General features: G+C 68.5%; 18 protein-coding genes and 9 pseudogenes. 12 read left to right on the top strand and 15 right to left on the bottom strand.

From position 1 onward, the window contains the following. Window positions 1–81 precede the first annotated feature (81 nt). Window positions 82–678, top strand: coding sequence for an NADPH-dependent F420 reductase (locus tag IE177_RS18555; RefSeq protein WP_190016453.1), 597 nt, complete (start codon window positions 82–84; stop codon window positions 676–678). Between the two features lie 186 nt (window positions 679–864). Beyond that, window positions 865–1,707 (top strand): annotated as a pseudogene (locus IE177_RS18550) (alpha/beta hydrolase); the annotation flags it as partial. 24 nt (window positions 1,708–1,731) lie between these two features. Here the strand turns inward: IE177_RS18550 and IE177_RS18545 are convergent. The 3 genes and pseudogenes from IE177_RS18545 to IE177_RS18535 all read right to left on the bottom strand — a co-directional run bounded on the left by IE177_RS18545 (window position 1,732) and on the right by IE177_RS18535 (window position 2,807). Next, on the bottom strand, window positions 1,732–1,935 hold the full coding sequence (locus IE177_RS18545; RefSeq protein WP_190016571.1) for a hypothetical protein: 204 nt from the start codon (window positions 1,933–1,935) through the stop codon (window positions 1,732–1,734). A gap of 68 nt (window positions 1,936–2,003) precedes the next feature. Further along, window positions 2,004–2,201, bottom strand: a pseudogene (locus IE177_RS18540) (SpoIIE family protein phosphatase); the annotation flags it as partial. Between the two features lie 9 nt (window positions 2,202–2,210). Continuing rightward, window positions 2,211–2,807, bottom strand: a complete 597-nt coding sequence (locus IE177_RS18535) for a TetR/AcrR family transcriptional regulator (protein WP_190016452.1) — start codon at window positions 2,805–2,807, stop codon at window positions 2,211–2,213. 167 nt (window positions 2,808–2,974) lie between these two features. Between IE177_RS18535 and IE177_RS18530 the strand changes: the two genes are divergently transcribed. Further along, window positions 2,975–3,940, top strand: coding sequence for an alpha/beta hydrolase family protein (locus IE177_RS18530; RefSeq protein WP_190016451.1), 966 nt, complete (start codon window positions 2,975–2,977; stop codon window positions 3,938–3,940). Here IE177_RS18530 and IE177_RS18525 read toward each other — a convergent pair. Together IE177_RS18525 and IE177_RS18520 are read right to left on the bottom strand one after the other, a co-directional pair. Continuing rightward, window positions 3,870–4,339 (bottom strand): annotated as a pseudogene (locus tag IE177_RS18525) (transposase); the annotation flags it as partial. The gene IE177_RS18530 and the pseudogene IE177_RS18525 overlap by 71 nt on opposite strands. A gap of 552 nt (window positions 4,340–4,891) precedes the next feature. Next, window positions 4,892–5,047 carry a hypothetical protein gene (locus IE177_RS18520; protein ID WP_190016450.1) on the bottom strand — a complete coding sequence of 52 codons (156 nt, stop codon included), beginning with the start codon at window positions 5,045–5,047 and terminating at the stop codon, window positions 4,892–4,894. Between the two features lie 700 nt (window positions 5,048–5,747). Here IE177_RS18520 and IE177_RS18515 point away from each other — a divergent pair. Then, a pseudogene (locus tag IE177_RS18515) lies at window positions 5,748–6,170 on the top strand (IS110 family transposase); the annotation flags it as partial. A gap of 202 nt (window positions 6,171–6,372) precedes the next feature. Beyond that, window positions 6,373–6,531 (top strand): annotated as a pseudogene (locus tag IE177_RS18510) (transposase); the annotation flags it as partial. 34 nt (window positions 6,532–6,565) lie between these two features. Here IE177_RS18510 and IE177_RS18505 read toward each other — a convergent pair. Together IE177_RS18505 and IE177_RS18495 are read right to left on the bottom strand one after the other, a co-directional pair. Then, window positions 6,566–6,883: a hypothetical protein gene (locus tag IE177_RS18505; RefSeq protein ID WP_190016449.1), complete on the bottom strand. Its 318-nt coding sequence runs from the start codon at window positions 6,881–6,883 to the stop codon at window positions 6,566–6,568. A 465-nt stretch (window positions 6,884–7,348) separates the two neighbouring features. Further along, a pseudogene (locus IE177_RS18495) lies at window positions 7,349–7,711 on the bottom strand (Ku protein); the annotation flags it as partial. Between the two features lie 567 nt (window positions 7,712–8,278). Between IE177_RS18495 and IE177_RS18490 the strand changes: the two are divergent. Together IE177_RS18490 and IE177_RS35740 are read left to right on the top strand one after the other, a co-directional pair. Beyond that, window positions 8,279–8,635, top strand: coding sequence for a PP2C family protein-serine/threonine phosphatase (locus IE177_RS18490; RefSeq protein ID WP_190016448.1), 357 nt, complete (start codon window positions 8,279–8,281; stop codon window positions 8,633–8,635). Continuing rightward, window positions 8,545–9,219: a SpoIIE family protein phosphatase gene (locus IE177_RS35740; RefSeq protein WP_373305112.1), complete on the top strand. Its 675-nt coding sequence runs from the start codon at window positions 8,545–8,547 to the stop codon at window positions 9,217–9,219. Before IE177_RS18490 ends, IE177_RS35740 begins: the two co-directional genes overlap by 91 nt. Before the next feature lie 118 nt (window positions 9,220–9,337). Here IE177_RS35740 and IE177_RS18480 read toward each other — a convergent pair whose 3' ends face one another. Continuing rightward, entirely contained in the window at window positions 9,338–11,392 is a 2,055-nt protein-coding gene (locus tag IE177_RS18480) for a SpoIIE family protein phosphatase (RefSeq protein ID WP_229816114.1), read from the bottom strand. A gap of 132 nt (window positions 11,393–11,524) precedes the next feature. After that, window positions 11,525–11,972, bottom strand: a pseudogene (locus IE177_RS34940) (antitermination regulator); the annotation flags it as partial. A gap of 1,144 nt (window positions 11,973–13,116) precedes the next feature. Here IE177_RS34940 and IE177_RS18475 point away from each other — a divergent pair. Continuing rightward, on the top strand, window positions 13,117–13,449 hold the full coding sequence (locus tag IE177_RS18475) for an STAS domain-containing protein (RefSeq protein ID WP_190016446.1): 333 nt from the start codon (window positions 13,117–13,119) through the stop codon (window positions 13,447–13,449). Between the two features lie 273 nt (window positions 13,450–13,722). Here IE177_RS18475 and IE177_RS18470 read toward each other — a convergent pair. Both IE177_RS18470 and IE177_RS18465 read right to left on the bottom strand, forming a co-directional pair. Next, a pseudogene (locus IE177_RS18470) lies at window positions 13,723–14,184 on the bottom strand (transposase); the annotation flags it as partial. A gap of 760 nt (window positions 14,185–14,944) precedes the next feature. After that, window positions 14,945–15,811 carry a helix-turn-helix domain-containing protein gene (locus IE177_RS18465; protein ID WP_190016445.1) on the bottom strand — a complete coding sequence of 289 codons (867 nt, stop codon included), beginning with the start codon at window positions 15,809–15,811 and terminating at the stop codon, window positions 14,945–14,947. Window positions 15,812–15,925: 114 nt separating this feature from the next. Between IE177_RS18465 and IE177_RS18460 the strand changes: the two genes are divergently transcribed. Next, window positions 15,926–16,627, top strand: coding sequence for an SDR family NAD(P)-dependent oxidoreductase (locus IE177_RS18460; protein WP_190016444.1), 702 nt, complete (start codon window positions 15,926–15,928; stop codon window positions 16,625–16,627). An 846-nt stretch (window positions 16,628–17,473) separates the two neighbouring features. Here the strand turns inward: IE177_RS18460 and IE177_RS18455 are convergent. From IE177_RS18455 to IE177_RS18445, 3 genes are all read right to left on the bottom strand, one after another. Next, window positions 17,474–18,397 carry an NADP-dependent oxidoreductase gene (locus tag IE177_RS18455; RefSeq protein ID WP_190016443.1) on the bottom strand — a complete coding sequence of 308 codons (924 nt, stop codon included), beginning with the start codon at window positions 18,395–18,397 and terminating at the stop codon, window positions 17,474–17,476. 106 nt (window positions 18,398–18,503) lie between these two features. Beyond that, window positions 18,504–18,899, bottom strand: coding sequence for a MerR family transcriptional regulator (locus IE177_RS18450; RefSeq protein WP_190016442.1), 396 nt, complete (start codon window positions 18,897–18,899; stop codon window positions 18,504–18,506). A 392-nt stretch (window positions 18,900–19,291) separates the two neighbouring features. Further along, on the bottom strand, window positions 19,292–19,549 hold the full coding sequence (locus IE177_RS18445; RefSeq protein ID WP_190016441.1) for a hypothetical protein: 258 nt from the start codon (window positions 19,547–19,549) through the stop codon (window positions 19,292–19,294). 720 nt (window positions 19,550–20,269) lie between these two features. On the opposite strand from IE177_RS18445, the gene IE177_RS35430 reads away from it, so the two are divergent. Beyond that, complete coding sequence (locus IE177_RS35430) at window positions 20,270–20,392, top strand: hypothetical protein (RefSeq protein ID WP_268253168.1); 123 nt, start codon at window positions 20,270–20,272, stop codon at window positions 20,390–20,392. A gap of 333 nt (window positions 20,393–20,725) precedes the next feature. Here IE177_RS35430 and IE177_RS18440 read toward each other — a convergent pair whose 3' ends face one another. After that, a complete protein-coding gene (locus IE177_RS18440; protein ID WP_190016440.1) occupies window positions 20,726–20,902 on the bottom strand; it encodes a hypothetical protein in 177 nt (58 codons plus the stop codon). 389 nt (window positions 20,903–21,291) lie between these two features. Here IE177_RS18440 and IE177_RS35595 point away from each other — a divergent pair. Together IE177_RS35595 and IE177_RS18435 are read left to right on the top strand one after the other, a co-directional pair. After that, a pseudogene (locus IE177_RS35595) lies at window positions 21,292–21,393 on the top strand (transposase); the annotation flags it as partial. 21 nt (window positions 21,394–21,414) lie between these two features. Then, window positions 21,415–21,852, top strand: coding sequence for a cytidine/deoxycytidylate deaminase family protein (locus IE177_RS18435; protein WP_190016439.1), 438 nt, complete (start codon window positions 21,415–21,417; stop codon window positions 21,850–21,852). The last annotated feature ends 209 nt before the right edge of the window (window positions 21,853–22,061 follow it).

Below are 22,061 nucleotides of genomic sequence, written 5' to 3'. Positions count from 1 at the left end.
GGCGTCCACGCCCAGGCCCTCGCCACGCTCTCACGCTGACCGCACACCACAACCCGCACCCACGAAAAGGACCACATCATCATGACCACGATCGCCGTTCTCGGAAACGGCCGCGTCGGCGGCAACCTGGCCACAGCCCTCACCCGGGCCGGGCACGAGGTGACCGTCGCGGACCGCACGCCGGGCGCCGCCCCCGACGCCGCTCGGACCGCCCGGATCGTCATCAACGCCACCCCGGGCGCCGGCTCGCTGGACCGGCTCACCGCCCTGCGCGACGAACTGTCCGGCAAGATCCTCGTCGACGTCTCCAACGCCACCACCGACGGACCCGACGGACTGCCCGCCGACCTGATCCACCCCGGCTCAAGCCTCGCAGAGCAACTCCAGGACGCGCTCCCCGAAACCCGCGTCGTCAAGACCCTCAACACCATGCTCTTCCCGGTGATGACCGCGCCCGCCACGCTCACCCAGGCGCCAACCGCGTACCTCTCCGGCGACGACCCGCAGGCCAAGCAGACCGTCCGCGAACTGCTCACCGACCTCGGCTGGCAAAAGGCGTGGATCACCGACCTCGGCGGGATCCAGACCGCCCGCGCCACGGAGGCCGCGATCCTCTTCGTCCCACACGTCATCCGGTCCACCGGATTCGCACCCTTCGCGATCTCGATCGCCCGCTGACCCACACCCAGCGCACCCCCCCGGCAGGCCCCCATCCAGAACGGACGACAGCACAGCCAGGGCCAGCGATTCAGCGTCCGACGGCGACCCGCGGCCTCCCTTCCCCGGGACGTCGGCCTCGCACCGAGGAATCGGTTCATCCCACGGCGGACCCGCTTGCGGAGCCGGTCGCGAATCTGCCCGCCGATGCCCGCGGTGACCGCTGTCAAGGGCCTCACACGCGCCGATCCAAGTGCGCCTGTTGCGTGCGTGTGGAGCGCGGGCCCGATCGCGACATGGGTCGCACAGCGCCCGACGGCAGCACGCTGCCGCTGCACCAATCCTGCGACTTGCGGTGCTTGGAGCACTCATTCCCATCCGTGTCGTTTCGCCGGCTCCAGGAAGGTCCTCATCATGTCCCTCGATCCCCAGGTCGATGCGCTGCTCGAGAAGTTGGCCGAAGGAGGCGAACCGGCACCGGAGAGCCGAACGGTCGAGGAGAACCGCGATCCCACGAGCAGCTTCTCCACCCTCGCGGGCGACGTCGAGCCCGTCGGCAGCGTGCACGACGCAGTGGCCGCCGCCGAAGGACTCGAGGTCCCCGTCCGCATCTACGCCCCCACCACCCTGCCGCGCTCCGGGCCGCGACCCGTGACGGTCTTCTTCCACGGTGGCGGATGGGCCCTCGGAGACCTGGACAGCCAGGACCACATCGCCCGCATCATGGCCAACCGCTCCGGCACGATCGTGGTTTCCGTCGACTACCGGCTCGCGCCCGAACACCGCTTCCCCGCGGGGATCGAAGACGCCTACGCAGCCCTGACATGAGTCGCGGCCAACGCCGGAAGTTTCGGCGGCGACGGGCAGAACATCGCGGTGTTCGGCGAGAGCGCCGGCGGCAACCTGGCCGCGGCTCTCGTGCAGGAAGCGCAGCGGCGCGGCGGACCTCGGATCGCACTGCAGGTCCTGGGGTACCCGGCGGTCGACCGGTTCGACGACAGCCCCTCCATGTACGAGAACATGGCCGGACCGTTACTGAGCCGCAGCTGGCTCGAATGGTTCTGGGGCCTCTACCTAAACACGCCCGACGAAGGCACCGACCTGCGCGTCGGCAAGAGCGCATTGCTGGACGTTCTGGCCGATGTCGCCGTGACCGCGGGCGCCGATCCGATCACGATCGACGGCCGCCACGTGCCGCCGGTCCCAAGGTCCCTCGAAGCGCACTCCATCGGCGGCCGGGCGGTGCTGTCCCTCGACACCTACGAGCTGCTCGCCCATCGACGATTTGTGCGCGGTGTCGACAGGGAGCTTCCGGGGGGGCTCGCTCGTCCGACGAGTCGGCTTGTTCACAGGCGGATGACGACCAGCGCGATGTCGTCGCGACCGCCGCTGCTGACGCCGAGGCGGGTCAGCAGCGCGTCGGCCAGGTCGCCGGGCAGGAGAGCGCCGTGCTGCGCGAGGGCGTCTGCCAGGCGGGTCAGGCCGGCGTCGATGTCCTCGCTGCGGCGTTCGATAAGCCCGTCGGTGTAGAGCACGAGGGTGTCTCGTCGGCATCAGGCCGAGTGAGGTCGGTGCAGTCCCTGGAGGAGGAGAGCGATCAGGCGTCGGGGCTCGTAGCGGGGGTCGTTGTCGCGTCCGATGCAGAGGTTGCCGATGCCGCGCATCAGCTCGTACGGCTGCGTACCGGGCCTGATGTCACCGACCTCGACCGCAGCGTCGAGCAGTTGGGCGCAGACGGGCAGCAGGCGGTCTAGGAAGTAGGCGTGCAGCGCGGCGAAGCGGTCGTGGTCGGACTGCAGGGCGTCGGCGAGTCCGTGCTTGGTGACGAGGAAGTCGACGAAGAGGTCGATCCACTGACGCAATGCATCGAGCGGGGAGTCGGCACTGGCCAGTAGGTTCGGGCCGGCTTCGGCGCATGCCTCGATCTGGTGGCGGTAGACGGCTGTGACGAGATCCGCCCGGGTCGGGAAGTGGCGGTAGATCGTGGCCATCCCGACGCCCGCCCGGGCCGCTATCTGACGGATCGGCGCGTCGACGCCGGAGGTGACGAACACCTCGGCGGCGGCAGCGAGCACCGTCTGCCGGTTGCGCTGAGCGTCGGCCCGTTTGCTTCGTGACGGCGACTGCCCTGCGGGGCTGTCGGTGGTCATTGCGTACTCCTCCACGCCGATTGACAAAGCGGAGCAGCGCTCCGGATACTAAACGGAACAGCGCTCCGCTTCAGTTTAGCCGAAGCGGGACGCCCCTGACCGACTTGTCCGTAGCCGGTCGCAGGAGATCAGCGAGCGGCCGGAGCCACCGAAAGGGAACCCACATCGTGAGCACATCCTCCACCACCCACCCCGACGCCTTGGTCACGCCAGCCCCGGTCCTGTCCTTCAGCCCCGTAGTCCTCCCCGTGCCCGGACGTCCTGTAGGCCTCCAGGTACGCGTCTCTGCCCCCGCGACCGGAGCCGGCCTCCCCGTCATCCTCCTCTCCCACGGTCACGGTCCCTCGAACAACCTCTCCTCGCTCAATGGCTATGCGCCGCTCGTCAACTTCTGGGCTGCTCACGGATACGCCGTCGTCCAGCCCACCCACCTCACCTCACGGACACTGAGCCACCTGGTCGCCGACGCACCCGGCGCACCCGACTTCTGGCGATCCCGCGCCGAAGACATGACCCACATCCTCGACCGGCTCGACATCATCGAGCGCACCGTGCCGCGCCTCGCGGGACGGATCGACCGCACCAAGGTCGCCCTCGTCGGACACTCACTCGGTGGCTTCACCGCCGCCCTCCTGCTGGGCGCCGGGATCAACGACCCTGACACCGGGAACGTGGTGCACCTCGTCGAGCCCCGGATCAAGGCCGGCGTACTGCTCGCCGCGCCCGGCAGGGGTGGCGACGCCCTCAACGGGCCCATGGCCGAGCAGTGGCCGATCATCGGCGCCGTCGACTTCTCCACCATGACCGCACCGGCGCTGGTCGTCGCCGGTGACAAGGACGACCCCCGGCACTTCACGGACATGGGACCGGACTGGCACGCCGACCCCTACACCCTCGCCCCCGGGCCCAAGACCCTGTTCACGATGTTCGACGCGGAGCACGGACTGGGCGGGATCGCCGGATACGACGCCGCAGAGACCACTGACGAGAACCCCGAGCGAGTCGCCGCCCTCGCCCGGCTCACCGCGGCCTACCTCCACGCCCAGCTGTACCCCGGCGCCCCCACCTGGCAGGCCGAGTGCGAGGCACTGACGACCGGCCCCGACCCGATAGGACGAGTGCAATCCAAGTAACCCCCGCAACCGGGCAGTTCACCCTACGTCCGGCGTACCGGAGTATTGCCGCTGAACGCCGCCCGACCGAGTTCCCTTCTTCAGGAATCCGGCGTCGTCGATGATGAGCACCGCTTGAGGTCACCGAGATTTTCGACCACGTAGTCACGGACGTCGTCGAGGACCTCCTGGCGTCCCACTCGGTGCGGTGCAGCATTCGCTGAATACGGTCCGGCCGTCATGACCGGCCTGTTCCCCCACAGTCCCACCGTTCTTGCGCTGCAGCGGAGCAATCAGTCCCCGCATAGAGGCCAGCGCCGACTCACGCGGCTCCGACCTGCTGAAACGGTGCACGAACCGCTCGTGCACCGCGTCCAGTCCACGCGCCCACAACCTGACATCAGCAAGGTCCCCGCCTATGTAGGCCAGCCGGACGCCTTTAGGGAGCAAGCGTTCAGTAGGTGGGGCCGTAAGGGCTCCAGTGCCCGAGGAAGGGTTTTAGGTCGTCCGGCTTGTGGTTTGGGAATGTCGGGCAGCCGGGGCGGTGTGTTCAATGGGTCGAGGCGCTCAACGGTGGCCGCTGCCCAGCTGATCCATTCCTCGGCGTCGGTTCTGGCCTGGCCCGGAGGCATGTCCTCGACTCGCGTGCGTATGGTGCTCAGGTGGTCTCGTAGGAGTTGGTCTCCCATACGCCGGCAGGGCACCCGGCTCCCACCCACTGCAACATCGAGAGCTGCCGCTCATTGACCTGCCGTTCCAATGGTCCGCCTTCGACTGGCAGTGACGTACGACGGCGGCATGGTGCCAGTTCCGTTGGTAGGTGACCGGTGTTTCGACTCGATTCGTCCGAACGAGCGAGCTGACGTGGCTGCAAGCCGGATAGACGGAGAACGGTAGGTGGGTGCTGTCCTGCGGCGGCGTCTGACTACTGAGATGTCTGACCGGGGTCTCCTGATCACATCGCAACCCTCGTTATAGGGGCAGTGTGGTGACCGAGTAGTCCGCCCGCTGGGCCAGCGCCCGGTAGGTGATCCCGCCCGCCTCCGTGCGCAGCTTGCGCAGGTGGAACGCGAACCTCTGGACCGGACCCGCCCCCGGATCCACCGGCACCTCACGACGCCCCGCCACACCGCCACCCCCTGGAAGCTGCAAGGTCAACGGTTACGCTAGGCACGGCTGCTGCTCCTCGGAAGATCGCGTCCGGCCATTGTTAGCGGTCGGACCAGCCCTGCCGAAAGATGCGCGGGCCGCTGAACTCATTGGTGCGAGCCCCGATGGCCATCCGAGCGGCGGACCGCCGACCGGGCCGGGAACTTGCTACGGGGGGCTCGCCTCGGGGGATCAACCCCAATGCCACCTCGGCCGCATCCATGTGCTGGCTTGCGACTTTCCACCACGGGGCTTGGTCAGGAGAGTCCGGTGCTCGTCAGCCGCAAGGAGGATCCTCCGTAAGGCGTACAGCTCGGCGAGTAGTTTCTCCCCGGCAGCTCTGCCCCGGGTCTCGCTCCTCTGCTCTCGCATGGTCCTCGTCTGGTGCCGCTGAGTGATCAACATGGCCCACAAGGACACTCCGGCGCCAACCAGCGTTCCCCATTACCTTCTTCGTGGCCCCGCAATGGGGCTCCCGGCCTCTGGAGCTGGCATGACTGGCCCCCCCTGTCGAACGCATGGCCCGGGGGGTGGTGTCACCAGCTCCGGAGGCATCGACAGACCGCTGATTAGGGGCATGACCACCGGCTTCTCCGGAGGCAGGGAGGCTCTTCGTAATGTGGATGTGGCGATCGGTGCCGCTGGACGGGCGGGCGAGCACGACCGGAGACTGCACGTGATCGACACCAGCGACATCGGCGTCTTCCTCGGCCTGGACGTCGGCAAGGGCGAACACCACGCCACCGCCGTCACCCCGACCGGGAAGAAAGCCTTCGACAAGCGGCTGCCCGACAGCGAGCCCAAACTCCGCGAGGTCTTCGCGAAGTTGCAGGCCAAGCACGGCACCGTGCTCGTGGTCGTCGACCAACCGGCCTCCATCGGCGCCCTGCCCATCGCGGTGTCCCGCGACATGGGTTGCCAGGTCGCCTATCCGACAGGTCTGATGCGGCGGATCGCCGACCTCTATCCCGGCGAGGCCAAGACCGATGCCCGTGACGCCTTTGCCATCGCCGACGCCGCCCGGTCGATGGCGCACACACTCCGCTCCATCGAGCTGGACGACGAGACCGTCGCCGAGCTGGCGCGAACAGCAGCGGTCGACTTCGGACCTCAGTGGACGATCGACCGAGGCGCAGGGGCCGTTGGTGGACGTTGACAGAACTCCGTGATCGACCTGATAGGGATGAGGCCCGCACCGGCCGTGCCGCACCCGGGCCAGATCCAGCGGGGAGCCACGGGGAACGGCAGTAGCCGACGGGTGACCGCCCCTCGGCCTGCCCACGTGCTCAGTTCGCATGCCAGAGCAGCGGCTGGGCCGTCACCGCTGGACCATTGAACGCACCATGGCCTGGCTCGCTGGCTGTCGCCGCCTCCACCGCCGCTACGAACGCAAAGCCGACCACTTCCTCGCCTTCACCAGCATCGCCTGCACCCTCATCTGCTACCGCAGACTCACTTCCTGATTCGCTGGCGAGCTATCGGACGAACGGATTCGCTCTACGAGCCCTCGACAGGCAGTCCCGCAACGAACTCTGAAAGATCGGATGCTCGGGGTGGCGCCTGCCCGTGCAGGAACCGCTGGTAGTGGTCGGTGACGAGACGACGCAGGTCTGCCTCGGCCGGTTCATCACCACTGAGCTCAAGGGTGACCTGATGCGGCTCACCCGTCATGCGCAACGGTCTGGCCAGGGCGTCGAACCCACAGGCGTACTCCTCAGGCATCTCCCACCATGCCTCGGCGGACGCTCGGTCCTGGAGGACGTACATGTGGTAGTCGTCATCGAAGAGGACCACGGGGCCTATTGGTGTAGTCACTCATGGAGTATGGCCCAGCCTGCACGTCAGATACGAACCACAGCAGTCTGAGCCCTATGTTCACGCGCCAAATGAGATGACGTCTTAAAGCGTGGGGCTGTTCGTTCGCCTGACCCGCACCACGCGGGCCACCGACGAGGCGGGCTACCCCTGGACCGGAAGATCAGGATGGGTGGCCAGAAAGATCATGTAGGCGATCGCCGCTGCCGCCCCCAAGAGGGACAACGCGCCGCCCACTGCAGCTCGCGTCCTGTTCGCTCGCCCCGACTTTGATGCTCGGTACTCGACGAAGGCCCGTACCAAGCCGACGATCGCCAGAGGCAGCGCGACGAAGCTGACCAGTATCCAGAACGGACAGCAGAACCAGCACACCAAGGAAGCTCCGCCGAACCAAACCGCAAGCTCTGCTTTCTCTTGCGTCTCGTCCGGTGTGCCGATAGAAGTCATGGGCCGATCCAAGCAGAGCGCGGCGACCTGGCCGGCGGGCTGGAGGTAGTAGCCCTCGGCGATCCGGATCGGGTCGACCGATTCCAGCGGTACGAAGGCGTCGATCTCGATCGCCTTCGCGGTGGGCAGGGGCAGGTTGCTCAGGTCCTCGTCGGTGATCGGGATGACTTGCGTCTTGGTCACCTCGTAGCCCTTGCCGATCTCGTCCTGCGAGACCTCGCGGTCCTCCAGCTCACACACTCTGCGGTAGCGGACCCTGCCCTGGTCGGGCAGGTGGTACTGGTGGAACCGGATGCTGTGGTCCTCGGTGGCGCTGACCACGTTGATCGGCACCGTGACCAGGCCAAAGCTGATGGCGCCGGACCAGATCGTTCGGGGCATGACACACCTCTCGCACTCACCCCGAGCACCACCAGCCTATGAAAGCCACCGGCACCCCGCACGACACCGGCGGTCAGGCTGGCGACCGTGGTCAGCGCCATGTCCCGGGCCGGGCGTATCCGCGGCCGCCTGAGCGGTGGCATCGGCGATGGCGTACTGCTCCCTGACCGGTGCCCTGACGGGAGCGAAGGTCATGTCCGCCGTCTATTCGCCCCCGGGCCGTACCCGGGCCGGGTGTTTACCCGGCCCGCCCTGCGGGGCCTTCGTCGGCCAGGGCGGCCCACATCGCTCGTAGCCGCCGGTCCTGCACGCTTCCCCGGTAGGCCATCCACCCCCGAAAGCCACGGTGAACACCCCGAAGCCGATGGTTTGACGTGGGACTTCAAGTGGAACCAAATGCACCTTGTGGACCTGGCGGTGGTGCGCGGTTCGTGGGTTGCGCTGCGCTGGAGACGGTGCGGCGAGGCGGATCCTTTGACCAGGTGGGCAACGGCAGAGGGTCATCCGGGCAGTACACCTGCACGCACAGCAGGGCCAGCCGCGTACGCATCTGGCTCCGTCTACGACGTGGACGCCGATCACATCGGCCTGGGCATCGGCGACGTCGCCAGCCACGGACTGCCCGAAGCGACCGTCCTGGCCCAGCTCACCGCCGCCCTGCGCAACATCGTGCCGCGCTGCGGCACCGACCCCGCCGCCGCCCTGGACGAGCTCAACACCTTCCTGGGCCGCTACCATCTGAACCGCATGGCCACCGCCTGCTACCTGGTCTTCGACCGCCGCACCGGCGCTCTGACCTACGCCAGAGCCGGCCATCCGCCACCGCTACTCAGATGGCACCAGCGCCTACCACGACGACGCCACCTCACCACCGTCAGGCCCCGTTCCGCAACGTCTGCTACCGACAGGCCGACCTCACCGTGACCGCGAACGACGCCCTGCTGCTGTACACCGACGGGCTGATCGAGCGCCGTCGCGAAGACTTCGCCGTAGGAATGCAACGGCTGACCACGTGCGCGCGCACCATCAGAGGTCTGGGCACGGCCGAGCTGTGCGACCGGTTCCTTCATCACCAGCCCGAGGCGGCGTTCCCGACGAACGAGCGCTGCTCGCCGTCCGCTTTCCCCCGCCAGCCTGACCCGCCCTCCACCCAGCAGGCGGCGCCGGCACCGGACGGCTGCGGGTCCCAAGCTTCGGCGCACGCCGTCCCGCGGCATAGCCAGCGCGTCCAGAAGCGCCGTCGAAATCTCCGAGCCCTGCATTGGCGCCAGGGGCCACGCCCGGTGAACCGCCCCGATCCCTGCGGCTGTGAAGATGCGGCGGTAGGCAACCGACGGACCGTACCGCCGCGCCCACGTCCGGGAGCCCTCTTGGACGCAGGACAGCGGGATCGCCGAAGTCTCCCGGGCGTGCTGCGCCGAGCCCCGGTGGATGGGCGCAGCCCATGGCGCCTTGGAAAGAGGGCTGTGCTGCTGTGGCGAATGGTTCAGGGACCGCGCCTGGACTGAGCGCAGCCGGGCCCGCAGGAACCGATCTTCCGGGCCCGCTGCGTTGCGTCTGCGCAGTTGGACATCGTCGTGGCGTCTTCGAGGGCTTCGCGGGCAGGCGGGAGCCGGTCGGTAAATATCACCGTGGCCGGGCCAGGAGCACCGCGACGTCGTCCTGGGGTGACGTGGGCAATAGGTGCTTCAGGAGGCGGTCGCGGGTCTCCTGCAGGGTCTGGCTGGGCTCGCTTAGGAAGTGGGCTAGTTGATGCATGCCGTGGTCCACGTCGTGGTCGTGGCTCTCGATGAGGCCGTCGGTGTAGAGGACGAGGATGCTGCCGGGTGGGAGCACGACGTGTTCGGTCTCAAAGGAAGCATCGCGCGGTACGCCCAGTGGTACGCCGCAGGTTTTCTCGAGGAACTGGATGGTGCCGTTCGGGTCGGCCAGGAGGGGCGGGGGGTGCCCGGCACGGGTGATCAGGCAGCTGGAGGTGGTCCGGTCGTAGACGGCGTAGGCGCAGGTGGCCAGTTCACTCTCGCCCAGGTCGGCCACTGCGATGTCCAGGTAGTGCAGCAAACGGTCTGGTGGGAGGTTCTGGTAGGCCAGGGTGCGGGCCACGGTGCGCAGCTGGCCCATGACGGCTGCGGCCCGGATACCATGTCCCATGACGTCGCCGATGATCAGGCCGGTCCTGCCGTCGGGAAGGGTGAGGACGTCGATCCAGTCCCCGCCCACTTCGTTCTCGCTGCTGGCGGGCAGGTAGCCGGTGGCCAGTTCCAGCCCCGGCACCGTGGGAAGCGGTTTGATCAGGCTGCGTTGCAGGGTGAGAGCCGCTTGGTGGCGGCCGGCGTAGAGGCGGGCGTTGTCGATGTTCAGTGCCGCCCGGGCGACCAACTCGTCGACGAGCACGGTGTCCTGTTCGTCGAACTGCTCATTGCGAGTGCGGGTGGCGATCACCAGGCCGAGCACCTTGCCCCGGGCGGTCAGCGGGATGACCCGCGCGATGCCCGGAGCGCTGTGGCCGAAAAGCCCCGCAGCCGGTGAATCGGGGGTGACAGCGTTCAGGACTGGCAGCGGCAGGGGCACGGTCCGGGAGTGCCGTTCGGCCAGGACCGTGGCATGCACCGATCCGGGTGTGATGCGATACGTCACCTCCGCAGGAGGGCGCCCCGACGGGGCGAGGGCGGGTTTCGTGGTGGCCAGGCAGTGCAGCAGGTCGTGGGTGGAAGCGCCCACATCGTCCGGGGCGAGCACTTCCTCCAGCAGCATCACCTGAGCGGTGTCGGCGAGTTGAGGCACGAGCATCTGTACCAGGCCGCTGGCAGCCTGCCGCAGGTCCAGGGTGGTGCCGATGCGCGCTCCGGCCTCGGCCAGAAGCGCGAACCGTTGACGTGCCCGCTCGACCCGCAGGTGATCGGCCTGCCCCTCGGTGATATCGATGACTGAGGCGATCACCCCGAGTGCTTCGCCGTTGCCGCTGGTCAGCGGGGCGTAGGAGGACGACCAGACCCGGTCCTGCTCGGGGGTGGCCGGGGTGCGGCCGGTGCGGCGGTCAAGCACGGCATGCCTCGTCTGGAGCACCTGCCGCATCAGCGACTCCACCAATGAGGGGTCTATCCCCGGGACCACCTCGCCGATTCGCTTACCCACATGCGCGGCGGCGGGCTGGCCGTTCATGGCGGCAAGGGCATCGTTGACCCGCACATAGCGCAGCTCCCGGTCGAGCAGGGCCAGGCCGATCGGTGACTGAGTGAACAGCCCCTCCAAGGCAGCCAGCGAATCCCTCATGCGCCCCACGGACGAGGTCTCGGCGGCAATGACCAGCGTGCCGGGCTGCCCGGTGGGATCGGCGATCGGGGATATCCACATCTCCATCTCGACCGTGTGCCCATCCCGGTGCCGCACTGGGTATGCCCCTACCACCGCCTCTCCGGCCCGGGACCGGGCCGTCAATTCACCGGCTAGTTCCAGGTTGCATTCCGGGACCAGCAGCGGCAGCCCGTCCTGGCCGATGATCTGCTCCGGCCTCCAGCCCAGCAGGTCCTGTGCCGCCAGCTCCCACAGCCACACACGCCCCTGGTGATCGGCCGCCCATACCGCCATGGGCAACAGCTCCTGGAACACCCCGGCGCGGCCAACGGCCGGCCGGCCGGGAGCAGGGGCGCCGCCGCCCGAACTCGTGTCCTGCATGACCATGCTCAACTCTGACTAGCCGACGCCTCCCGGGCCAGTGCTCTGCATCGACCCGTCCGTCCGACAGAGGTAGACAGAAACTGCATCCGGCGTGTGAGATCAATGGTATATGCCAGCATTTGCGAGCCCGCACGCGCCCATGAGGATGCCCATGGCTTCGCCGATGGTGTGGCGGGTGGCGATGGTGGTCTTGCGGGAGTAGAGGTTGAGGCGCCGAGGTCTTCGTCGTCGGTGTAGAGCAGGAGCCCATCTTGCTGCCCAGCCCGAGCTTCCGGGCGGTGGGTGGGTAGGCGGGCCAGCGCTGGGCCTGGGCGGTAAAGTCGGTGATGCGGAACACCCGCTCGCCGAGGTGGTTGTGGGCGGCGTCTAAGCAGGGGCCTTCCTGCGGGTGTTCTTGGAGCTGGTCGCTGTCAATAACGACCTGATCAGTCGGGGTGAGGGATTCGGCCTGACCGAGCTCGTCGAGGGCTGCTACGCCCATTCTCCGGAGGCGGTGATCCTCTCCAACGTGGCCGGGACCGAGTCCTGCGCCAGCAGATCGCGTGCCATGGTCGCCATTCTGTGCGAAAGCCCGCCAGTCAATCGCCGTCCCTCCCTCGTTGCACCTTCGCCGCCGTGTCGCTGCTATGGAACTGCGCGCCCCTGCGACCCCCCGACGGCCCAAGGCGGAAGCCGCCGGGCGCAGCGACGTGTCGAGTCGCCAGCCTGACCGTCACCGCGTTCACCCCGCCGGGCACGTCGACCGAGCCGGGCGGCTGGATGTCCAGCGCGCTCCGTCTCGGCCTGGCCGGCGGCACAGCCCTGTCCGGACCGCTCAGCGGCCACTTCGCCCTTCCGCTGACGGCCGCCGTCGGCTGCGCATCGCTGCACCGCGCCCTCACCGCCACCACAGACGAGCCGCCTCGGCCGATCAATGGCCAAGGCGGGCCGGGTAGCCGTGAGTAGGCCGTCCTCGCCCTTGAGCTTCCCCTCTGTTTCTTCAAGATCGATTTAACTGCGCCCAGCGATGCAGACACACAACGCGAAGGGCCATACGCAGAGGGGCGAGGGCGGTGGACGATGAAGAAGCCGCGGTGCCTCATAGGGCGTCGGTCCCCAAGGTGGTTCGGCCGGAGTGATTGATAGGCCCGCTACGACGCCGCCGTACACGCCGGGCCGAGAGGCGTTCCGGCCGAGGCCCCACGGGCGACACCCCGGGCTGGGCACGCGCCCGGCCCCGCGCAGCGCAGCGCCGCTCAGGCAGTGGCCTTGGCGGCCACCCGGGACCAGGTGGTGGGCAGGCATCGAACGGCGGCACGGTCGTAGCCATACCCGTGCGGCCTGGATTTCCCGACGCCCCCTCATGCGGCACCTGACGAGTTCCCTCCCGTGCAGCGGCAACCCCCTCGCCGCGGGATGAGGACGTGGCTCCGTGGTGGCGCGCGGTGGGCCAAACCGTGGCCCCGGCGAGCGGGATCCGGGAAGCCGATCGCTCTGGCAGACGATCCACTCCGCAAGCTGCGCGGCTTCACGGAGCGTCCTCCCCGCGGGGCATAGCGGGTATGCGCGCGAGTGTGCGACGGTGGAGGGACAACGAGACCGGCCGACGCCCCCCTCGGGGGTGCCGGCCTTTTGGGGAACCGGGCGTTGCCCCCCTCCCGGGCACCCGACCCCCGCCATCGTCGTAGACCCCTTCGGGGGTGCTTCGTCTGTGGGCTCCTCAACCCCCGAAAGGGGGCGCGCCCAGCATGAACATCACCACCACCATCGACGGCACCACTGCGCGCATCGCCCTGCGCGGCGACATCGATTTCACCACCCTGCCTCCGCTGCGTTCCACGGCCGACGCGCTCCCGGCATACGTGACCGACCTGCTGTGGGACCTTAGCCACACACCCTTCATGGACGTCGCCGGCCTCCACCTCCTGTTCGCCCCCGCCCCGCCCAACCGTTCCAACCGCCGCACGACCGTGACGGGCCTGCGCCCGCAACCGCTACGACTGCTGCTCCTGGCCGCCGACACGAACCCGGCTACCTTCGATCTCACCCGCCTGCTCCCCGACGCGCCTCCCGTCCGGTGAGGACGCCCCCACGCCACGGCCGTACAGCAGGAGCTGGGGTGCGACACCCGGGGACACTGGGGGATCCTCCGGCGGGATGGAGTCCGGGGCCCGCAACGGCCGCCGCGGCTGGGCGAGCGGTGAGCACGGCGCCACCGGCTACCGGTACTCACGGTCCTCAGGGCGGTTACCGGGGTGGGTGCCTGTGCGCCTGTCAGAGCCGGGCGGCCCATGATTCACAAGCTACGGGTTAGGTCGCAGGGGTACCTGCTGTCCCCGGCCAGGCGTGCCAAGCGAGCGCATCGGTCCGCGGGAGCCTTCCCGCCAGGTCACCTCGGTGAACGCCTGCCGCCCCTGGCCTGCCGCCAGCACGGCCACAGGAGACGGTTTGTCGCGGTAGCAGGTCTGCGGCTTGCGGCCGTTTCCGGACTACGCCGGGACGGTGGGCCGCGCGTCGTGCGCGTGGACGGTCACGTCCGAACGGACCGCAACGACATATCCGATGCCCCTCTCGCTCAGGCCGTCGCGGAAGTCGGCGTTCTGTCCGTAGCCGGCATCGGGCACCAGCACCGGCGGCACCAGGACCCATCCGGCCAGCTCATCGATGCTGTCCAACGCCAGGCGCCACTTGTCCCGGTGACCGACCTCCTCAGGGATCCCCGTCTTGCGCCGCCGAACCGGATCGTGCGCCTACTCCTCGGGCACGAACAGGCGCCACTGCAGCGGACAGGACGCGGTGTCGGAGACCACGTGCACGCCATCCGTGTAGACGGAAGCCCCCGGCCGGGGGGGGGGATGGCCAGGGGCTCCCTGACCCCGCCCGTCCATCACGGGGGAACGACGGACGGACAGGTCAACCGGCCGGGCGTTGATCCCACGCCCGGAGGTGGAACGCTACGCACTCCCCTACGTACTGACAGCAGGGCTCGCGGGCGTAGGCCGGCACAGAGTGCCCGTCATGCTCTGCCGGGCCGATGCAGACGACCAAGCCCGCATTTTCGGCACGGGATGCACCATCCGGAAACTAACGGTCGCCTCACTCGTCAGGCTCCCTCCGCTATACCCGTTTGATGACGCTTTATCCCTGTTGTGTATCTCGTATGTGCGATGGCGTCGTTGACGTCGTCGAGGCGGAAGGACTGGACCCGTTCGGGGGTGCGGTCCAGGGCGCCTGAGGCGAGGAGCTGCCGCCGCACATGGCGGCCCGTTCGACCGCACCACCCTCACCCCACCGGCTCGCTGACAAGACCGACTGACGTCACCCCGCGCCCAGCGGGAGCAAGAGTGCGGGCCTCCACCAGCGGCCGGGCCCGCCACCTGGTAATTCCTCCTTGACACAGCAGGTCCCTCACGCCGATCAGGTTCTGGGCCAAAGGATGTGCAATGGGGCCCGCCGCACACCTGGTGCGGTGCGCAGGTGCGGCGGGTGGGGTGCACCCGTCTCCTGGTAGAGGTCAGCATCGTGGTTCGGCGCTCGCCGCGCATATGCAGGCGGTCGATCGACGCTTGCGTCGGATCAGTTGTGCGTGGTGGCCGATGAGCCGGCGAGGGCGGTAAGCCGGAGCTTGGTCTCGTCCTCACTGCCAGGCACGGCGGTCATGATGACGATCTTGAGCTCGGAATCGCCGTCGGTCAGCACGTCGCAGTCCACCATGACCGTGCCCACTGACGGGTGGTCGATGATCTTGTGGTCTTCGCGGTGCGCGGCCACCTCGCCGGTCGCCCATAGCTCGGCGAACCTCCTGCTGCCCGCGTTCAGATCGCGGATCAGCGCGGCCAAGCGGCTGTCCAGGGGGAAGCGGCCGGTGGCGCGTCGAAGATCGGAGACGACGGCGGCGTCGGTGGCATCGCGGTCCGCCTCAGTCACCGGCCACAGCGCGAGGTGGGCGGAGCCGGCGTTCACTGGGAACCTGTCGCGGGCGAAGTTGCGCAGCCGCGGTGGCGAGGCGGAGGGGTCACCCAGCAGCGCAGCCCACCCACGATTCCACCACACCAGTTGCCAGTCCGCCGCGAACACGGCGACTGCCACATCCCCGAGGCGGGCGAGCACCCGCTGGACACCGGGCGGGACATGGTCAGAGATCGCGCCGACCACCGGCGGTGCGAGTAGGGCCAGCAGGTACAGATGGTCCCGCTCGGCGGTGGACAGTTGCAGGGCGCGCGCCAGGGACGCCACCACCGACGCTGAGGGTGTCGTGGCCCGGCCCTGTTCCAGGCGCACGATGTAGTCGACCGATACTCCAGCCAGGTCAGCCAATTCCTCGCGCCGCAGCCCGGCCGCCCGGCGCCCGCGGGCCGCCGGCAGCCCGGCGGCCGACGGAGGCAGCCGGTCCCGCCATGTGCGGATCATCACGCCGAGTCCGATACCGGGTGTCGTCGACATGGTCTCTATCCTCCTGCATTCCCGAAGGTGCAGGGGTACGCGAGGGTGGTACTTGTCTTCCTACCGTCGAAGCGTCCCTGGCCTGCCTCCCTCGCCGGGATCAATATCGGTCGCATGACCATCACCTTCATCACCGGAGCCAACAAGGGTCTCGGCCGTGAGACTGCCCGCCGCCTGATCGAGTGCGGCCACACCGTGCTCGTCGGAGCCCGCAACCGCGAGCAGGGCGAGGAGGCTGCCGCCGCGCTCTGCGCACGCTATGTCCCCATCGACGTGACCGACGACGCGTCTGTGGCCGCCGCGGCCGCGAACGTCGCCGAACAAGAGGGGAGCATCGACGTCCTGATCAACAACGCCGGTGTCCACGGACCCGTCGGCGACCCCAGCGACCTCACCGCCGCCGACGCCCGCGCCATTTTCGACGTCAACGTCATCGGGGTCGTCCGCACCACGACAGCGTTCTTGCCGTTGCTGCGCCGCTCGGATGACCCCCTGATCGTCAACGTCAGCAGCGGTATGGGTTCCCTCGCCCTCACCCACGATCCAAGCCGACCCGAGTCACACGTAGTTGCGCCCCTATACACCTCCTCGAAGGCGGCACTGACGATGTTGACCACGCAGTACGCCAAGGCACTCAAAGGCATTCGCGTCAACGCCGCCGACCCCGGCTACACCGCGACTGACCTCAACGGTCACAGCGGTCCCCAAACCGTCACCGAGGGCACGGACGCGATCGTCGCCCTCGCCACCGAGGGGTCCAGTGCCGGCACCGGACGCTTCGTCTCCCGCCACGGCGAGATCCCTTGGTCCTCATGACGGCGCCGGGGCCCACGGGCAAAGCCGGGTGAGGTGGCAGTGAACCCCGCTTACGGCGCCGTGCTGGTGTCTCCCGCGTTGGCACTGTGGGACTTGCTGCGCATCTTGCGACACGACCCGCCCCTGTGACGGGACCGGTTGAGCCTGGGGATGCGGGCTGGGGTCGGCACCTTCGCCGCGAGCGCTGGACCCCGGCTGGATGGCGGTCGTCGCTTGGGTGATCGCCGGCTTCTGCGTAGTGGGTGCGGTCGTGGCCACCGTAGTACCGACCGTGGTCCCCTCCATCCCGGTGGCCGAGGAGCAGCAGACGCGGCAGCGTGTGCTCGGGGTGTGCGGACCGGACGGCCCCGAGTCGACCACGGCGGGGGTCTCGAGCACCGGATTCGTCACTGTCCCGACGCGAGGCAAAAGACTGCCGTCATGGCTGCGCGGCTGGAGCGGGGCTGCCCCTTCTGCTTCGTGGAGGAGATCGTCACCGCCGTCAGTGAGAACACTGTCGAGCGGGACCGCGGCGAGACGGCGGACTGCGCAGTGGCCCGCCGTGTGAGTACGCGGGTTCCCCGGAAGGGTCAGATCAGGACACCGCTTCAGGGGCAGTGTTCGAGCGTGAGGTCGAGCCACGGGCACACGGGATACCCGCACTCGTGCGGCCTTAGTGCATCGCGGTGCTCCGGGGCGGCTTGTCCGCTGTGTTAAGCACTTGGGGGCTGCCAAGCACGCAGGCGCCGGCCCGCTCCTGCAGGTTCCGAGCGGGCCGGCGCGTACAGGCGGGAAAAGGCTGCTCTATCGGTCGTACCCGGGTCAGTCCGCGATGGACGGTCGACAGCGTCAGCGGCCGGGCACTTTTCATGCCACCTTGATGACGACCTTGCCCGAGCTGTGACCGTTCTCGACGGTGGCGAGGGCGGCCGGGGCGTCGGAGAGCGGATGGACCGCAGTGATGACGGGTGCGAGGAGTCCGTCGAGGGCCAGCCGGGCGGACCGCTCCAGGTTCTTGCGGTCGACGCGACGCTCGACGAAGCGCCCACCGAGATCGGGCACAGACATATCACCCACAGAGATGACGTTGCGGGGATCCTGGGCCAGCGGAGCGACCGTCCGCAGCGAGGTGCCGCCGGCCAGGTCGACGATCCCGTCGAAGCCGTCCGGAACCAGCTCGCGTGCCGTGGCGGCGACGTCCTCGGCGGTGTAGTCGATGAACCGCACCCCGATGGCCTCGGCGTGCTCGCGTTTGGTGGTACTCCCGGTGCCGATCACCCGCAGCTCGCGCCCGACAGCCAGCCGGGCGACGGCGAGGCCGACCCCGCCCCCGACCCCGTTGACCAGGACCGTGGCACCAGCCGGGAGGCCGAGCTGGTCGAGCACGTCCACCGCGGTCGTCCCGGCCACTGGCAACGTTGCCGCCACGGTCGCGGACAGATCCTCCGGGATGCGCGCGGTGTTCGGCGCGGACAGCACCGTCGTCTCGGCGTAGGTGCCGCCACCGGTGAGTGCGAAGCCGAAGACCGCGTCACCCACCTCGAGCCCGCTGACGTCCTCGCCCCGGGCGAGAACTGTTCCGGCTGCCTCCATGCCCAGCACACGGGGAAACGGACGCCCGCCGTCGAGCCCGTCGACCAGACCCGAGCGCAGCAGGTGGTCGAGGGGATTCACACCGGCGACGTCGACGTGGATCAGCACCTCGTCGCGACCGGGGACGGGATCGGGACGATCAAAGAACTCCTGCACTTCGGGCCCGCCGTACGTGCCGAAACCCCACGCCTGCCCCATCTTCCGCCGCCTTTCGTACGACCGACCCGGTGATTCCGGGCGTTGTCGCCATCCTCACCTCTGACATCGATGTGAGGGGCAACGGGATGAGACGCGGATCACAGCATCAAGCCGACCGTGCCACCGCTTCCCGGGCCGCGGACAGCTCCGCCCGGTGTCGGCTGTTGGCCCTGATCAGCACGTCGAGTGCGTCCCGGGTCTCGATCAGGTGCGCGATGTCGGCGTCGATCCGGTCGCGCTCGCGCATCATCGCCGTGAACGTCTCCTCGGCGACGCCCAGGTCACCCGGGACATCCACGCACGGCAGCACAGTCGCGATCACCCGGCTGGACATACCCGCGTCGAACAACTGCCGGATGAGTGACACGCGCTGGACCGCACCATCGGAAAAGTGACGCTGCCCCGCGTCGGAGCGTGAGCTGGTCAGCAGGCCCTGCTCTTCGTAGTACCGCAGTGAGCGCGGACTCACGCCCGTGCGCTTGGACAACTCGCCTATCCGCATCCCTGAAAGCCTACGCCCGCGTGCTCCAGGTCCGGACCGCCGTCGAGTCGTGGACGCTCGCGGGCACACCCACGGCCGCAGGATTGTCCTCCCGGTCCCACGACTGAGCACCTTCGTCTGTACACGCCTGAGCATCTGTCTCGGTATGCCAGGCGCAGGGGTTGTGGGCAGAATTGCGGATGTTGAGCGGCCCGCGTCCCCCCGTCAGTGGGTCGCTCGGCGTCAGCAGAGCTGATCGCTGGTTTCGTCCCTGACGGGATCGGTGGCCAGGACCATGGCCGCTACGATCCGCTTGCTCGAGGAACGGCGCGGTCGGCCACCGCCCGCCGGCCGACCGGTCCGGCAGTAGTAGATGCCGGGCGTGCTCGGCCGGGATGCCCCGCTACACCCACTCAGTCCCTGCCGTCGTCCTCGAAGGTGAAGTACACGCTCAGCACGCACGAGAAGGTTTCCCCGGCGGGGGCGTTCTCCCAGGCCGTGTCGATGATCCGGACATCGTGGGCCGCGACCCATGCGGCGGCTTCCGCGAAGGGCTCCGCCATAGCCGACCCGAAGAACATCTTTCGCGCCATAGGGTGCACTTGGGAGTCGGCGTCGGAATCGTTGAAGTCGTCGGGGACCATCAGGTGAAGACGGGGTTCAGTTCTCATGCGGCCACCTTTCAGCGTTCGGCCGTCTGGTCGCGACCCTCACCGTGAGGACTCCACCGCGCGCTTCGAGGTTGATCCTGGGGGCAGTTCAGGTGGCACGGCCGCATTCGACCGTCGCTCTGGGAGAACCAGACAGCATGTCTCCCCGGGGTGCACGCCGATGCCGCGGTCCGGTAGTTCGACCTCGAATACCGACAGGTCGGACGGTGGCGAACTCGGCGCCTGAGGGACCCCTACGCGGAAGATCAGCCCGACCTGGGCGGTGGGGGACCGTCGTTCGTCGGCATCCCCTTCGACCCCGAGGACCCCGAGGACGTCCCCCTGGACAAGTCCCCCGGCTTCACTGCCGAACAGGTTCAAGGGAAGAGGAAGCCCCAGCGCCGTCGGCGCGGCGCCGGCTACACCTCCGACCCCAAGAAGCGCAAGACCATCGACGAACACGCCGAATGCCTCGCGATCGATCACTACGAGGCACAGGGCTGGACCGTTGAGAAGCTCGACAAGCCCTATGACCTGCGCTGCACCCGCGGCACCGACCTGCGCGAGCTGCTGCCCGCGGCGGCAGCCTCCCTCAAGCCGGGCGGGCAACTGGTGTTCGCAACCCTCGTCCACTACCTGAACGGGGCACCTGCCCAGCCCGATGCCGTGGCTGCCGACATTTCGGCAAAGACACCGGACGGCGAAGCGACCACGATGCGCCGAGGGGTCCTCCAGGAGCATGTGTGTACCAAGCTGCTCGACGTGGCCGGATTCACCAACGTCACCACCGACGTGCTGCCTGCCACCCTCGGTGGGCCGCGCACCGCCGACACGCTGCTGGTGAGCGCGTACCACCCGTCCTAGAACAGAATCCAGCTCCGCCTGCGACCTGGAGCTGAACGTGAAGAACGGCGACCGCTTCCAGCAGCAGACTGACGCGGTCGTCGTAGCCTAGGGCGCGGTGAGGATGATGCGAGCAGCGGGCATGCTCCCGTATTCGCCGACCCAGCGGCGGAACTTGTCTCTCGCTATGAACGAGCGCAGTCTCCGCCGTGTTCGACGGCCGGTGCTGGTCTATCTAACCCTGCTCCTGGTGGTCGACACAGGGCCCGGGCCATCCAACTGCCCTGTGCCCCGGCCTCACCCTTCGTCACAGGCATCTGTATCCCGCGGCGGCCGGGGCTACATGCCGTCGGCCTACCCCAGCCGGCGTTTACCAGGACCCCGTCTGCGGCCGAGGCGTGCGCCGAACCATACGAGATCCGCCACCAGCACGATCACTCCGATGATCAACAGATAGAGCAGACCGTTTACCACCGCACCGATGAGACCAAGGACGATCGCCACGATGATGAGCAAGAGAAACAGAACCACCTGACTCACCCCGCTCCGAGAGAGGTTGAGTAGTCGTCGCTGTGCTTGCCACCCCCGAGGTCTGTTCTCCGCCCGCACCGGTGAGCCAGAGGCACTCGCGGGCCCAGTCCACGAGGTCGCCGGCGTAGCCACGGTCGGCCCATATCAGGCGCCAGAACACGCCGCGGGCTGCGTCGCGGTCCTGGCGTCGGCGGGCGTCACCGTGATCATCACCGGCAGGCCTAGAGTGTCCACGGTGATATGTCGTTTGGGCCGTTCCGGCGGGGCCCGGACCGCGCGATCCGCGCCATCAGCGTCAACCCCGAGCTGCGCCCTGCGCCCGTCATCCTGCCGCCCCACTACACCGACGACGTCGACGGGGCCCGCGTACGTCACGGCCCTTCGGTAGAAAGGAGCGGGGCAGCCTGATCCGTCGCTACATCATCTTGCGGAACAAGCACACCGCCGATATTCGCTTGCACGCCATCGTCACGCGGGCCAACGTCGCCTGACATCCGACGAAGGCAGAGAAGATGACTAAGCAGACCCACCCCGTCGACCACGAACTCATCCAGGCCGCAGCGCACGTCGCTCGCACACGCTGTCGGGGCGACAATCACACCATGGCAGCCGCAGCCCGCGCCCGGGACGGCCGGATCGTCACCGCGGTGAACGCCTACCACTTCACCGGAGGACCCTGCGCCGAGCTGGTCCTCATCGGCGTGGCAGCCACCCAGGGCGCATACGAGCTGGACACAATCGTCGCCGTGGGCGACCGCGACCGAGGGGTTGTTTCCCCGTGCGGCCGGTGCCGTCAGGTCCTTCTCGACTACTTCCCCGCCCTCAAGGTCATCATCGGCGAGGGCGACCGCATCCAAACCGTCCTCATCACCGACTTGCTGCCCGAAAGCTACGTCTGGGCCGACCACCAGCTCGACACCGAGAAATCCGCGTCACTCAGCGCGGGCTGACACCGCCAGCCGACAACATGGCAAACGTTGCCTGATGCGGCACTAGCGACTCGACGGTCTGGAGCCAGGGGCCGGTCGTCCGGCCGCCCCCCGGCGTGCTGCCGCCGCTGCGCGACCAGGTCCTCCAGCCGCGCCACCCGCCTCAGGTGGGTTGGGAACCGGCGGCGTGGCGGGCCAGGGCTGCGCGCAGCCGGTCATCGAGCGGACCA

It is taken from the genome of Streptomyces lucensis JCM 4490, from assembly GCF_014650035.1.
Lineage (GTDB): Bacteria > Actinomycetota > Actinomycetes > Streptomycetales > Streptomycetaceae > Streptomyces > Streptomyces lucensis.
This window is presented reverse-complemented; position numbering and strand designations above follow the sequence as displayed.